Source organism: Streptomyces sp. NPDC002499 (assembly GCF_053595415.1).
Genome location: NZ_JBSFXO010000003.1, coordinates 513,187 through 528,484 on the forward strand (window position 1 = coordinate 513,187; position 15,298 = coordinate 528,484).

A 15,298-nucleotide genomic window follows, 5' to 3' on the forward strand; every position below is an offset into this window, starting at 1 on the left:
CCGCCGGGCTCAGTCCCGGCGGGCCACCAGCCGATAGGCGTTCGACAGCCGCAGCCTGCCCGAGAGCGGCTTCACGGCGAACCGGTCCAGAAGCGTGCCCAGCAGGAAGGCCGGAATACCGGCGATCAGCACGGCGGTCCGCAGACAGCGCCGGAACGCGGACGGCGGCTTCGCTTGCCAGGGCACGTCGTCGGGCACCGCCGCGTCCAGGGCCAGCCATACGGCGGCCAGCAGATCGACCGGATCATGGGGCTCGGCATGCTGCTCCGCGACCACCGTGTAGCCCAGCTCGGTCAGCCGGCCGCGCAGGTTCGCCACCGGGACGAAGTGCAGGTGCTGCGGCTGGAGCCAGGGCAGCCACCAGCGGCCGAGCAACCGGGCGAACCGGCTTTCTGGGTCCGGGACTTCGATCAACAGGTGACCGCCGGGACGGATCACCCGGTGCGCGGCCCTGAGTTCCAGGTCCGGCTGTGTGCTGTGCTCCAGGTAGTGGAACATGCTCACGACGTCGTAATGGCCCGAGAACTCAGGGGCCAGTTCGGGGAAGCTGCCGCGGTAGCCGCGCTCCACCCGCCCTTCCCGCTCGGCGAGTTCGGCGCCGTCGGTGAAGTCGAGACCGTCGAAGGCGGTGTCCTGGTAGACCGTGCGGGCCGCCTCGCAGAAGTGACCGTGCCCCGTCCCGACGTCCAGCCAGTTCTTGGGGGTCGGGGAGTGCGCGAGGAGCGACCGCGCGCGCTCCTCGTACATCTTCGTCCGGCCCCCGAAGGTGGCGCCGAGCTGCTTCTCGCCCAGGCCGTCGTAGAAGTCCCGGTAGTAGAACTCCAGCCCCGCCTCGCTCAGTCGGGGGTTCTGGAAGGTGTGCCGGCAGCTCCGGCAGCGGTCGAGGACGAAGGCGCCGGGTTTGTGCTGGAGCAGGTCCGTGGTGCGCAGCCGGGTCTTCAGCTCCGCCGAACCGCACCAGGGGCAGGTGGTGCGGCGGGGTTCGAAGAAACGGGCGGTGCCTTCGGCGAGGTCGGCCTGGTAGACCGGGCGCAGGGCGGCGACCTGCTCGGTGCGGGAGGGTGCGGGTGGCTCGGTCGGCTCGGTCGGCTCGGGGGTGCTGCTCACTGGTCCTCCTTCGAGGGACGCGCCAGTCGTTGCGGCGAAGGGCACGCCAGTCGTTCCAGGTGGGTGGCCGCCGCCCCGCTGCCTCCGGCCGCGCGGAAGGCCGTACCGATCCGGCCGGCGGCCGCGCGGTGCTCCGGCTCGTGCAGTACGGCGTCGATCGCCGCGCCCAGCTTCGCCGCGGTCACCCGGCCGAAGCGGACCCGGACACCGGCTCCCGCGGCGGTGACCTGGCCCGCGATGACCGGCTGATCGTCACGGATGGGGGCCACGACCAGCGGGACCCCGTGCCACAGGGCTTCGCAGACCGTGTTGTGGCCGGCGTGACTGACGACCGCGTCGACCCTTTCGAGGAGCGGGAGTTGGGGGACGGAGGGGACGATCAGTACGTCCTTGTCGTCGGCGGGGTTGCCGGGGGCGGGGCTGCCGTGGCCGGCGTCGGACCCGGCGAGTGTGCCGCCCGGATCCACGATCACCGACTGCACCCGGTCCGCCCGCGCCCGCAGCGCGGTCAGACACTCGGCGAGGAAACGGCCGCCGACGTCGGTGTTGGCGGTGCCCAGGGTCACCAGGACCCGGTCCCGGGACGGGTCGAGCCACTCCCAGGGGAAGCCGGGTGCCGCCGGACGGGGCGCGATCGACGGGCCGACCCAGCGGATGCTCTCGCCGGCCAAGGCCTCGGGACCGGCCAACTCCCGTGTGCTGAAGGCGAGTACGAGGTGCGGGGAGAACCGGGGATCGGCGCTTCCCGCCGGGTCGCCGATGCGGACGCGCAGGGCGTGGAGTTCGTCCTCCAACCAGCGCCTGACCTTGGGCAGACCCGCCAGTGCGTCGGTGAGTTCGGCCGAGGTGGTCGCCGATGTGGCCCACGGGACGCCGAGCCGCTCGGCCACCAGGCCGCCGGCCAGGGTCTGTTGGTCGGCGACGACGGTGTCCGGCGCGAACTCCGCGACAGCGGCCTCCACTCCGGGCGCCATCTCGACGGCCAGCGGCACCAGGAACCGTTCCCACAGGAACTTCAGCGCCTCCGGGCCGCGCAGGTCCGGCGGCCGTGAATCGTCACCCGAACCCAGCATCGGTCCCGCGCACGGGTACACGCGGACGCCGTCGCCCGCCAGGCGCCGGACCAGGGCGGGATCGGCGCAGGCCCACGCCGACTCGTGGCCCCGGGCGGTGAGTTCGGCGGCCACACCCACGGTCGGGTTGATGTGCCCCACCAGGGGCGGCACGACGAACAGGAATCTGCTCACCGGACGGCCGCCGGGCTGCTCGCACGGGTCCGCTCGGTGGCGTCCCGGATGTGTTCCAGCACATGGCCTCCCACCGCACCCGCCGCCTCCACGAGCACCGAGTGCTCGTGCCCCGGCAGGACGACCGTCCGGCAGTCGGGCAGCAGGCCCTCCAGCCACGGGGTCAGCAGCGCGAGCCCCGAGTCGGCGCCGTACACCCCGAGCACCGGGCAGGACACCGCCCGGATCTGATCGTCCGTCAACACCCGGCTGGCGGCGATGTCCTGGGCGAGGCTGGTCTCACGGGCCAGCCGGGCCGCGCTCTTGGCCAGCCGCGCGGTGTTGTGGCTGCGGTTGACGGCGATCCAGGCGAGCGCGTCCGCCTCGTTGAACGCCAGCTCGTGCAGCACCTGTTGGAGGACGGCGTCCATCTTCTCCGACCAGGTCGCGGTCGCCGGCTGCGACTCGACGAGGGAGACGCTCGCCGCCCGCTCCGGGTGCCGGGCCGCGTAGCCGAAGGCGATGGTGCCGCCGTAGGAGTTGCCGACCAGGTGCACCGGGCCGGTCACGTCCAGGGTGTCGAGCAGAGCTTCCAGGTCGTCGAGGTTGTCGTCGAGCGTGTAGCCGCCCGCGGGACGCTCGCTGCGGCCGTGGCCGCGCAGGTCGTACATGACGACGTCGAGGCCGGCCGCCGCGAACGGCGGTCCGATCGTGAAGTAGTAACTGGCCAGGCTGTCGGTGAGCAGACCGTGGACCAGCACCACGGTGGCGGTGGGGGCGCTGCCGTCGCGGGGCCCCATTCTCTGTACGTGCATGCGGAGTTGACCGGTGTCGACCAGTGCCATGACTCAGCCCGCCTCCGCCGACTTCAGGCTCTGCACCACGTACTCGACCAGCCGGCCGACGGTGAGTTCGATGATCTCGTCGAACTCCATGTCGGCGAGGAACTCCGCGAAGTTGACCCGCCTGCCGTACTTCTCCTGCAACAGCCCGGCCAGCGTCACCAGGTCGATGCTCTCAAGCTCCAGATCGCGGTTGAACGTGGTCGTCATGCCGATCTCGACGTCGTCGAGGCCGTACTCGTCCTCCAGCAGGCGCGCCAGCATGCCGGTGATGTCGGCGAGAACCGCGTCCTCGGTGGTGGCGGTGGACTCTTCCGTGGCGGGGGACTGTTCCGTGGCAGTGGAAGGGGCGATGGGATCGGTCATCGGTCGTACGACTCCTCTGCGTGCTGCGGGCCGGTGGTCCAGGCCACGACGTAGTCCCGGTCGGGCAGTGCGGGGGGATTGGCGGTGCGTTCGAGGTGCACGGTGTACGCGCGTTCCAGCCGCCCCGAGACCAACAGCCGGTCCGCGCCGGTGACTTCGAGAACCTCGAAGTCTCTGGGGCGTCCGCCGAAGCCGGTTCCCTCGGCCTTGGCGACGGCCTCCTTGGCGGCCCAGAGGCGGGTGAACCACAGGGCTTCGGACTCGCCCGTGTCGGCGCATACGGCGTGCAGCAGCCGGAGTTCGGTCGGGCCGAGTGCGGTGGCGACGGTCGACGGGTCGCGCTCCACGACCTCTTCGAGGTCGATGCCGGGGCCGGGACCCGGCGTGTGCGGTCGGACGATCGCGACCGCCGACTCGGCCCGGTGCGCCAACGAGACGTCCAGCGCGGGCAGTTCACGTCCGTGCAGGCCGGTGACGTACGGGCGGCCCAGGTCGTCGTTGTGCACCCGGATCTCCGCCGGGAAGACGGGCCCCTCGCCGTGGTCCCACAGCCACTGCCGTACCGCGTCCTTGAGTGCGATCCGGCCGAGCAGCCACTGCCTGCGTCCGCGCGGCGCGTGCTCGGCGTACTGCGAACGCTCCGCGCCGCTCAGCGAGTTGCGCATGATCAGGTCGCGCGAGGCGAGGTCGGGCCAGCGCTCGTGCAGCAGACTCCAGCCGCCGGGGCGCGCCTCGGAGAGGGTGTTGCGGTCCGGGAAGCGCTCGACGGGACGGGTCTTGGGGTCGTTGTCGAAGCGCCGGTCCTGCCAGCCGGTCACCTCCGCCCAGACCTGGCCGCCGACGCTCAGCCGGACGTCGGCTTCGAGGACGGCGTCGGTCAGGGAGGTGATCCGGACCACGCACTCCACGTCCGTACCGGGGCGCGGGTGCGGGCCGTAGAAGCGCATCTCGCGCAGCTGGACGGGGAAGACGACCGTCCGCTCCGTGCGGGTCGCCATGATCCAGTAGCCGAGGATCTGGCCGACGTTGTCGAGGAGCGCGCCGGGGGCCGGCGGGGTCGTGATCACCCCCCGGACGTGGTGCTCGCCGATGCCGGTGAGCTCGGTGACGCCCTGGAACGCCGGGCCGTGGAACATCCAGCGCTCGCTGTAGAGCTGGGCGGCGGTGTGCTCGGGGGTGCGGTCCCCGCCGGGGTGGGGGTGGTGCGCGGGGGCGACCGGGTAGGCGGGGGCCAGCTCCACGACGGCTCGGGCGCCGGGGCCGAAGGTGACGGCGAGCCGGTTCGGGCTGTCGGGGGTGACGGTCACCGGCACGTCGACGGGGGGTGTCGCCGTCAGCCACTGGTCGAAGCGCGCGCCGTGGACCGCGACCGCCCGCATGCCGGGAGCGTTCGCCTCGGCCGTCTCCATGATGTGCTGCACGATCGTCGTCGCGGGGACGACCGGCCACCGGTCGGCGACGTCGGGCCAGCCGGGACGCTGCGGGAAGAAGCAGTGGTCGAGGAGGTAGGGCATGGCGTCGGGGGAGACGTGGAGGGTGGTGCGTCGGCTGGTGGTCGGGGGCGCCTGGACGGCACTTGCGGTGATCAGCGCGGCGGCGGTGTCGGCGGTGTCGCGCAGCAGGGCGGACAGTTCGGCCGCGACGGGGGAGTCGGCGACGAGGGCTTCGAGGGCGGGGGAGGTGCCGACTGACGCCAGGGGAGATGGAATTGCGGCGGCAGGTGTCCGCGCGGTGGTCATCGGCACTAGCTCTGCGCGGAGTTCTTTGAGGGCCCCGGCCCCCAGCGACACCAGCGCCCCGCCCAGGTCGAGGCGGATCGGTGGTCGGTCGACTCGTGCACGTCCCTGAGGAGCATGAACTCGAGGTGTACGTCCCTGGGGTGGCAGGTCGGGTGCGATGCCCGCCCCCGCCATCCACAACGCCGTCGCCACCCGGCGGAGTTGGGCGAGACCCGTGCGGTGGGGCGAGTTGGCGGCGACGACCAGATGCTCGCGGGCGCCGAGGGTGTCGCCCACCAGGGAGCCGAGCTGGCCGGTGCCGACCTGGACGAAGACACGGTGGCCGGCGGCGTACAGACCCTCGACGAGCTGCCGGAACCGGACCGGCTCCAGCAGGTGCCGGACGAACAGCGCACGCACGGCCGCCTCGTCCTCGGGAAACGGTGACGCGGTCGTCCCCGACCACAGGGGGACTGTCGGCGGGTGGAGGCGGAAGCGGTCGGTGGCCTCCTCGATGGGACCGAGGTACGGCTTCAACATGGGTGTGTGGAAGCCGGATTGGAACGGCAGCACCTGACTCAGCACACCCTCCGCCCGGAAGGCCCGGACGAACTCCGTCACGGCTTCGACCGGGCCGCACACCATCGACTGGCCCGGCGCGTTGTCGTGCGAGAGGACCACACCTTCCGCCGCCCACATCTCGTCCAGCGCGGCGAGAACCCGTTCGGCGGACGTGCCGATCGCACCGAACGCCAGCCCGGGGACGGTCAGTTGGTCGGGGTCGAACGCGTCCATGAAGGCGCCGACCTCGTCCCCCGCATACACCCCGGCCGTCACCATCGCCGTCCACTCGCCCACGCTGTGCCCGGCGACCGCGTCCGGCACCACGCCCATACGGCGCAGAGCGGCGTCGAGCAGCCGGCCGACGGAGACGACACCCAGGCCGTGCCGGCCCACGTCCCCGACCCGCGCCGGACCCGCCGAACGCACCGGTGGCAGACCGAAGTGGTGGGCCACATCGTCGACCTGGGGGTCGAAGTCGCCCTCCAGGCCGGGGAAGAGAAAGGCCGTCCCGCCGGTGAGCGGGCGCGGCGTGAACCACACATCGCTGCGCCCTTGCCAGGCCCGCCCCTTCGCGACCGCCCGCCGGGCCAGCGCGAGCCGCTTCGCGGTCGGATCGACGATGCCGAGCCGCGCGCCGCCCGCCGCGACGGAGGGGCGCGTGGTGTCGAGGCCCGCGGCCAGTACGGCGCCGTCGTCGGTGTCGAGGAGAGCGGCGAGGCCTTCGGGGCTGTCGGCGGCGAGTGCGAGGACGCGCTCGGGTTCGGCGACGGTCACGTGACCCGCCTGACCGGCCTGTCCCGCTTGACCCGCCTGTCCCGGCCGCCCCGCATCAAGGGCGGTCGCCGACCCCGCCCCCCGACCCCGTACCGCACCCGGCGCCTCCTCCAGCACCACGTGCGCGTTGATCCCCCCGAACCCGAACGCGTTCACCGCCGCCCGCCGCACCGGCCGCTCGGCCGACGTCTCCCAGGGGGTCGCCTTCTCCAGCGGGCGGAAGCGCGTGGCCGCGAGTGCGGGGTGCGGGTCGTCGCAGTGGAGGGTCGGGAGGAGCATGCCGTGGTGGACGGCGAGGGCCGCCTTGACCAGGCCCGCGACACCGGCGGCGGGCATGGTGTGGCCGATCATCGACTTCACGGAGCCGATCACCGCATCACCGTCACCCTGGCCGAACACCTCCGCCAGCGTGGCCAGTTCGGCCCCGTCACCAGCGGGTGTCGCCGTGCCGTGGGCCTCCAGGAGGCCGATCGCACCGGGCTCGGCGGGATCGAGACCGGCCGCCCGCCACGCCTGGCGCACCGCGTGGGTCTGGCCGGCCGAGTCGGGGTTGAAGAGGCTCGCCGCGCGGCCGTCGCTCGCCACACCCGTGCCCCGGATCACGGCGTAGATCCGGTCGCCGTCGCGTTCGGCGTCGGCGAGGCGCTTGAGGACGACCACGCCCGTGCCCTCGCCGATCAGGATGCCGTCGGCACCCCGGTGGAAGGGCCGGATGCGCTGGCTCGGGGAGAGCGCGCGGAGCTGGGAGAAGACGCTCCAGAGCGTGATGTCGTGGCAGTGGTGGACGCCTCCGGCCAGCATCACGTCACAGCGCCTGGAGTCCAGTTCGGTCACCGCCTGGTCGACGGCGACCAGCGAGGAGGCGCAGGCCGCGTCCACCGTGTACGCGGGGCCGCGCAGGTCGAGACGGTTGGCGACCCGGGAGGCGGCCAGGTTGGGCACCAGGCCGATGGCCGACTCGGGGCTGTCCGGGCCGAGCCGCTCGGTGAACGCCGTCCGCAACCGGTCGAGTTGACCGGGTGTCAGGTCGGGCAGCAGCTCGCCCAGCGTGCGGACGAGTTGTCCCGCCGTCCGCACCCGCTGGTCGAGCCGGACCAGGCCGGGGGTCAGATAGCCGCCCCGGCCCAGGATGATCCCGACGCGGTCGCGGTCGGGCAGCCGGTCCTCGCCGCCCGCGTCCGCGACGGCCTGCGCCGCCACCTTCAGCGCGATCAGCTGGTCCGGCTCGGTCCCGGCCACCGAGTTCGGCATGATCCCGAACCGGGTGACCTCGACCTCCGCCAGCGTGTCCACGAACCCGCCGCGCCGGCAGTACACCTGGTCGGCGACGGCGGGGCCGCCGGCGGAGCCCGGCCGGTAGTACGCCTCCGCGTCCCACCGGCCTTCGGGCACCTCCGTGATGGCGTCGGTGCCGTCCAGCAGATTGCGCCAGTAGGTGTCCAGGTCCGGGGCGCCCGGCAGCAGTACCGACATGCCCACGATGGCCACGGGGCCGGTCATGTCACCAGCCCGACGCGGTGTAGACGACGGACCGGATCGACTCCTCGCCCCAGGCGAGTTCGCGCAGCAGTGCCGCGGTGCCCTCCTCCGGGTCGATCAGGCCGATCCCGCGCCGGGCGTACTCGCGGCCCAACTCCGGTGTCACCATGCCGTGATGACCGCCGGTGGGCGCCCACGGCCCCCAGTGCACGGTCAGCGCGCGCCGCCCGGTGCGGGCCGCCCAGGCGGTGCCGAGGCTCTCCAGCGCGTCGTTGGCGGCGGCGTAGTCGACCTGGCCGCGGTTGCCGAGCACGGCCGAGATGCTGCCGAACAGCACGGCGAAGGCAGGGCCGTTGGGGAGTTCGGCCAGCGCCGACAGCAGGGTCTCGGCGCCCTCCGTCTTGGTGCCGTAGACCCGCTGGAAGGACTCGGCGGTCTTCTCCGCGATCAGCCGGTCCTCGATCACCCCGGCCGCGTAGACGACCCCGTCGAGGCGGCCGTGCTCGGCGTGGATCTCCTTCACCGCCTGGAGGGCGCCGTCGGGTTCCCGGAAGTCGACGGAGTGGTAGCGCGCCGGGCTGCCGAGCGCGGCCAGTTCCGCCAGGGTGGCGGTGATCTCCCGCTGGGCCAGCAGGAGTTCGGCGGCGCGGTTGATGTCGGCGGGGGAGCGGCCGCCCTGGGCGGCGAGGGCGGCGCGCAGTTCGGCGGGGGTGCGGGCGGCGGCGGTCGCCGGGTCCTCGGGGCCGGCCGGGGCGGGCGTACGGCCGAGCAGTTCGATACGGCACCGGGAGGCCCCGGCGAGCGCGGCGGCGAACTTCGCGGTGATGCCCCGCGCGCCGCCGACCAGCAGTACCACCGAGTCGCGGTCGAGTCCGAGCGCGGCGGCCTCGGCGGCGCCGTCACCGGCCGGTCCGGCCCCGTTGGTGGCGAGTGCCCCGAGCGGTACCTCGGTCAGCTCCAGACCGTGCCGTCCGGACGCGCCGCGCACCACCACGGGAGCGTCGTCGTCGGCGGTCAACTCGCCGATGACCGCGTCGGCCACGGCAGTTGGCGTGAGGTCGTCGACGTCGACGATCCTCGCGCGGATCTCCGGGTACTCGCGGGCGACCGTACGGAACAGCCCGTGCAGACCCGCCGAGCGGAGCTGCGACTCCGCGGGACGCACCGCCAGCAGGTGGCGCGGCGCGCGCCGCAGGACCGCCTGGAGGACGGAGAAGGCGTCGGGCAGCACAGGGGGCCGGGCGCCGGCGAGCGGGTCGAGGAACAGCACGCCGTCCACGGCTCCGTCGGCCTCGGTCAGCAGGTGGTCTGCGGCGAGCGGCGTCACCTCGGCGCCGTGCGCGGCGAGCCGGGCGGCGACCTCACTGGCCACGGCCGCGGTGTCGTCGTCACCGAGGAGGACGAAGCGCTTCCCGGACAGGGCGGTTTTCCCTTGCGGGGCGAGGGAGTTGGGGTCGACGGAGATGCCCTGGCCGTCAAGGGCGCCGCCTCGGCCGGGGAGGAGAACGGGCCGGAGTACGAAGCGCCGGGGCGCCACGCCACCGACCTCCGGGGTGTCGGGCTCGGCCGGAGCAGCGGGGGCGCCAGGTCCGTCTTGGGTCGTCCCCGGCTGTTCGGGCGCCGGCGCCGTGGGTCCGGTCAGGCGGGCCGCCAGCCAGTCCGTCACCGCGCCCGCCGTACGGGCCTTCGCCAGGTCCTCCAGTTCGGAGTCGTCCAGAGCGGTCACATCCATCCCGGCGCCGATGCCCAGCCGCTTCGCCAACTCGCCCGCTATCTCGGCCCGTTTGATCGAGTCGATGCTGAGGTCGGCCTCCAGGTCGAGGTCGGGTTCGATCATGTCGACGGGGTAGCCGGTCCGTTCGCTGATGATCTCCAGAACGACGGCTAGGACGTCCGCCTCGCCGAGAGCCTCGGCGGCGGGCGCGGATTCCTGGGCAGCCACAGGGAGTTGGGGCGAGGGCGCGTCCTGCGGGACGGCGGCGACGGCTGCCGGTACCGGTGCGGTGGCCGTCCCCGGGACCCACTGCACGGGAGGGGCCGCGGGCGCGGGTACCCACTGTCCGGGGGCCGTCGCGCCGAAGTACGTCAGCAGGACGTCCCGTTGCGCGGCCACCATCTCCCGGCTGGTGCGCAGGAATTCGGCGATCAGCTCGTCCCGGTTGACCGGGGCGGGGCCCGGCTGGTTCGTCGTCACGGTCGTCTCCACAACGCGTCGAGCCGGTGCGAGCGCACCGGGAAGGGTGTCTCCTGCGGCCGTACGGACCAGCTGGCCGTCGACCGTCCAGCCGGGGCGCCGGGGCGGGGTCGCCTTGGTCGCGTCGACGGCGTCCCGCCCCTGGAACAGCCATCCGGTGCGCACCGGCACGCCGGCGACGGCCAGTTGGGCCAGCGCGTCGAGCCAGCCGCGCAGCCCGCTGCCGGCCCGCGGCTCGCACGCGACGACCTGGTGCGGGCGGTCCCCGAGGATCTGGCCGACCAGCCGGGTCAGCACCGTCCCGGGCCCCGCCTCCACGAAGATCCGCGCCCCGGCCTCGTACATCGCCTCGATCTGCGCGACGAAGCGGACCGGTGAGCCGATCTGGGCGGCGAGTTCGGCGCGGATCGCGTCGGCGTCACCGGCGTAGGGGGCGGCGGTGCGGTTGGACCAGACAGGGAACTCCGGTGGCTGCACAGGCCGTTCGGCAAGCGCCTCGGCGAACCGCTCGCCCGCGTCCGCCACCAGGGGGCTGTGGAAGGCGCAGGCGACGGGGATGCGTTTGGCGCCGAGACCGGTCTCGCGCAGCAGTCGTACGGCGGTGGTGACCGCGTCCGTCGGGCCCGAAACCACGGTCTGGCGGGGCGAGTTGTGGTTGGCGAGGACGACCGAATCGGGGGCACCGGTCGCCCGCAGAGCCGCCGCGACCTCCTCGGCGCCGGCGGCGACCGCGGCCATCGCGCCCGGGTCGTCCCCGCCGGTGGCCGCGAGGATCGCCGCCGCGCGCTCGGCGCTCAGTTCCAGCAGCGCCTCCGGTTCGATCACGCCGGCCGCGCACAGGGCGGCCAGCTCGCCGTAGCTGTGCCCGGCCGCCATGTCGGGCCGCACGCCCGCCGCCCCGAGCAGGGCGTACGCGGCGAGCGAGGTGATGCCGAGGGCGGGTTGGGCGACCCGCGTGTCGGTCAGATCGGCCTGCGCGCGGTCGCGCGCGGTGTCGTCGAAGGCGGTGGGCGGGTACAGCGCGGTGGCGTGGTCGCGCCCGAGCTGGAGGAAGTACTGGAGCTCGGGAAAGGCGACGAAGACGTCCGCGAGCATCCCGGGCCGCTGGCTGCCCTGCCCGGGGAAGAGGAAGGCAACTTTGCCGGGCGCTTCCGGGACAGACCGTACGCCGGGTTCCGTGCCGATTGCCGCGGCAGATTCCGCGCCGCTCTCTCCGACGGCTTCCGCCAGATGGATCCCGGCCCCCGGATCATGCTCCCCGGCCAGCGCCCGCCGCAGTTGGGTCACGAGCCCCTCGACGTCCGTCGCGACCACGGCCGCCTGGACGGGCTCATGGCGGGCGTCCGACCTGCGGGACGCGGCGAGCGCGAGATCCCGCAGGCGCCAGGGCAGGCGGCCGTCGGTGCCGGAGGACTCCGCCGTCTTCAGGAGGGTCTCCATGCCCCGCCGGGCCGCCGCCTGGTCCGTGCCCCGGAAGGTGAACAGCTCGGCCGGCCAGGCGTCGAGGCCGTGGGCGGGCGGTACGGCGTCGGCGTGGGCCTCGATCACGGCGTGGAAGTTGGTGCCGCCGAAGCCGAACGCGCTCAGGCCCGCGATGCGTTCGCCGGCCGGCACCGCCCAGGGGCGGGCCTCGGTGTGGAAGACGAAGGGGCTCTCGCCCTCCCGCCAGGCCGCGTTGGGCCGCCGTACGTGCAGGGTGGGCGGCTTGACCCCGGTGTACAGGGACAGCACGGTCTTGATCAGTCCCGCCAGCCCTGCGGCGCACTTGGTGTGCCCGATCTGCGACTTGACCGAGCCGAGCGCACAACTGCCGGGCGCGGCACCGGACTCGGTGAACACCTGGCTGAGGATGGTGAGTTCGGTACGGTCGCCGACCACGGTCCCGGTGCCGTGCGCCTCGACGAGACCGACCTCGGCCGGTGAGACCCCCGCGTTGCGGTACGCCCGCTGCAGCGCGGCCCGTTGCCCCTCCGGGCGCGGCGCGGTCAGGCCCAGTGAGCGGCCGTCGCTGGAGCTGCCGACTCCCTTGACCACACCGTAGATCCGGTCGCCGTCACGCTCGGCGTCGGACAGCCGCTTCAGGACGACGCACGCGACGCCCTCGCCGAGCGCGATGCCGTCGGCCGAACTGTCGAAGGCCCGGGAGCGGCCGGTGGGGGAGAGGGCGTGCACGGATGAGAAGAGCACGTAGTCGTTGATGCCGTTGTGCAGGTCGGCGCCGCCGCACAGCACGACGTCGCTGGTGCCGCCCACGAGTTCCTTGCAGGCGACGTCCAGCGCGGCCAGCGAGGACGCGCAGGCCGCGTCGACGGTGTAGTTGGCGCCGCCGAGGTCGAGCCGGTTGGCGATCCGGCCGGAGACAACGTTGGCGAGCATGCCGGGGAAGGAGTCCTCGGTGAGGTCCGGCAGCTGCTCGGCCAGCCCGTCGGGGACCTTGCCGTAGTACGAGGGCAGGACGGCCCGCAGGGTGGTGGCGTTGGAGAGGTCGCTGCCCGCCTCCGCGCCGAACACCACCGAGGTGCGGGCCCGGTCGAACTCCCGTCCCCGCTCGCCGTATCCGGCGTCCTCGAGCGCCCGCCGGGCCGCTTCGAGGGCCAGCAGCTGCACCGGCTCGATGTTGCCGAGAGAGGTCGGCGGGATGCCGTAGCGCAGCGGGTCGAAGGGGATCTCGGGCAGGAAGCCGCCCCACTTGGACGGGGTGACGCCCGTGCCGTCCTCGGACCAGTGCACGGCGGGATCCCAACGGGCGGCCGGCACCTCGCCGACCGCGTCGTGACCGCCCAGGACATTGGCCCAGAAGGAGGCGAGGTCCGGTGCCCCCGGGAACATGCAGGCCATGCCGACGACAGCGATGTCGAGCGGCTCGGGTGCGGCCTCCTCACCCAAGTCCCCGTCCTCGTCGAGGAGTTCACGGGACCGCCCGGCGTAGAACTCGGCGGCGCCCGCCGTCACCGAGCGGTGCAGCGCGCCGACGGTCGTGGTCGCCAAGCGCAGCACGGCCACCTCGCCGGCCATGAACATCCCCTCGGCGAGCTGGCGTTCCTCGTCGACGGCGGCCAGCTCCCCACCGGCATCCCGCTCCACGCCCTTGCTGGCGATGCGCAGACGGCCGACGTTGAGCCGCTCCAGCTCCTCCCACATCCGCCGGTCGGGGACGCCCCGCGCACGCAGTTCGTCCCCCAACTCCCGGAAACCGTCACTGAACGGGCTCCGGACGCAGCGGGTGGCATGGCCGGGCGCGGTCTCCAGGAGGGCGGTGCCGGTGGCCCGTACGACCTGTTCCTGGAACAGGGGCCGGATCGCCCCGCACTCCACCGCCTCCTCCGTGAACAGATAGGCGGTGCCCATGAGGACGCCGACGGCCGCGCCGCGGGCCGTCAGCGGGGCGGCGAGCGCGGCCACCATCGCGGCGGACCGCTCGTCGTGCACACCGCCCGCGAAGAACACCTCCAGGCCCTCGGCCTTGGGAAAGTCCTCCAGTACGGCGAGTTGGGCCTCCCAGAGCGGGAAGCTGTTGCGGGGCCCGACATGGCCGCCGCACTCCGAGCCCTCGAAGACGAACCGGCGGACGCCCGCCTCCAGGAACTGCCGCAGCAGCCCCGGCGAGGGCACGTGCAGGAAGGTGCGGATCCCGGCACCCTCCAGCGCCTCGGCCTGCGAGGGCCGGCCGCCGGCGATGATCGCGTGCGTGGGCCGGAGTTGTCGTACGGCTTCGAGCTGGGCGTTCCTGGTCTCCTCGGGCGCGAAGCCGAGCACTCCGACGCCCCAGGGCCGTCCCGCCACGGCGTCCCGGGTCTGGGTGAGCACCGCGTGCGTCTGCTCGCCGGTCGCCAACGCCAGCGCGATGAACGGCAGTCCGCCCCCGTCGGCGACCGCCGCGGCGAAGCCCGCCTGGTCGCTGACCCGGGTCATCGGCCCCTGGGCGATGGGCAGTTCGGTGCCGAGAGCCTGGCTCATGGGGGAGTGGTGGCGCAGTGCCCGGGCGGGTGCATCGCTTTGCACGGCGTCCCGCACGGCGGCCGTCAGTCCGCGGACCACCCCGCCGACATCACCCCACCGCTCGGCGAACTGAGCTGCGAGAAAGCCGTCCTGACCCACAGGCAGCAGTTGGGTGCGCAGATCCTGGGCGCCGAGGGAGCGGGCCACCTCGGCCGGGTCACCGGTCCGCACCTTGGGAGCGTCAGGCCCCCGGCGGTGCAGCACCCGATGCCCTGCCACGACCGTCGTCTCGGAGCCGTCCATCGAGCGCAGCGCCGCCGCTGCCGCCTCGGGCAGCCCGGACTCGGCCAGCAGCGCGAGCTGGCTGTCGAGCACGACCCCGGCCGCCCCGCCGGCCACCGCCGCGGCGGCCGTACGCGGACCGATGCCCCCGCAGGCCCAGACCGGGACGTCCACGCCGGGTGCGCCCAGCAGCTGCTGGAGAAGCACGAACGTGCTCAACTCGCCGACCCGCCCGCCGCTTTCACTGCCGCGGGCGATCAGCCCGTGCGCGCCGGAACGGACCGCGTCGAGGGCCTGGTCGAGGTCGGTGACCTCGACGAGGACGCGATGAGCCCCGGCGAGATCCGCAACCCGCAGCGGCGCGTCGGCGGCCAGGACCACGGTGGTCGGGCCGTCCGCGAGCTCACCGGACCGGATCCGGCAGCCGGCTCCGAGGCGCACCCCGTAGGTACCGGGCGCCCAGCGGCGCAAGCGCGCCAGGGCCTCTCTCGTTCTTCGGTCACCGGGTCCGAGATCCAGTACGCCTAGACCGCCGGAGTGGCTGACGGCCGCGGCGAGTCGGGCGTCCGGTTCACGCAGCGGGGTGATTCCAATGATCAAGTCTTCGGCGCGCAGGGCAGACGTCATGATTCTCCGAATGAACGGCGAAACTGCACGGTGGGGGGATACGGCCTACGAGCGGCGAACCGGTGCGAAAGGGCACACCGTTATGCGTGGAAAGTCGTGTGGATAACTAGTGAAAAGCTAGCCCCATGGTTACCCGCGGGTCAACATCGCCTACGCGGTCGATCGGCCCTCCGCCATGAT

At 73.4% G+C, this 15,298-nt stretch carries 6 protein-coding genes; all 6 read right to left on the reverse strand.

Translation table 11 applies throughout. From position 1 onward, the window contains the following. Positions 1–9: 9 nt before the first annotated feature. Positions 10–1,107, reverse strand: coding sequence for a class I SAM-dependent methyltransferase (locus ACWD5F_RS10245; RefSeq protein WP_451252919.1), 1,098 nt, complete (start codon positions 1,105–1,107; stop codon positions 10–12). Beyond that, on the reverse strand, positions 1,104–2,354 hold the full coding sequence (locus tag ACWD5F_RS10250) for a glycosyltransferase (RefSeq protein ID WP_451252921.1): 1,251 nt from the start codon (positions 2,352–2,354) through the stop codon (positions 1,104–1,106). The genes ACWD5F_RS10245 and ACWD5F_RS10250 overlap by 4 nt, the downstream gene beginning before the upstream one ends. Continuing rightward, on the reverse strand, positions 2,351–3,178 hold the full coding sequence (locus ACWD5F_RS10255; protein ID WP_451252922.1) for an alpha/beta fold hydrolase: 828 nt from the start codon (positions 3,176–3,178) through the stop codon (positions 2,351–2,353). The genes ACWD5F_RS10250 and ACWD5F_RS10255 overlap by 4 nt, the downstream gene beginning before the upstream one ends. A gap of 3 nt (positions 3,179–3,181) precedes the next feature. Beyond that, positions 3,182–3,439 (reverse strand): acyl carrier protein, encoded by a 258-nt coding sequence (locus ACWD5F_RS10260; RefSeq protein WP_451253190.1) that lies wholly within the window; start codon positions 3,437–3,439, stop codon positions 3,182–3,184. A gap of 98 nt (positions 3,440–3,537) precedes the next feature. Next, a complete protein-coding gene (locus ACWD5F_RS10265; RefSeq protein ID WP_451252924.1) occupies positions 3,538–8,097 on the reverse strand; it encodes a beta-ketoacyl synthase N-terminal-like domain-containing protein in 4,560 nt (1,519 codons plus the stop codon). Position 8,098: 1 nt separating this feature from the next. After that, on the reverse strand, positions 8,099–15,118 hold the full coding sequence (locus tag ACWD5F_RS10270) for an SDR family oxidoreductase (protein WP_451252926.1): 7,020 nt from the start codon (positions 15,116–15,118) through the stop codon (positions 8,099–8,101). Between the last annotated feature and the right edge of the window lie 180 nt (positions 15,119–15,298).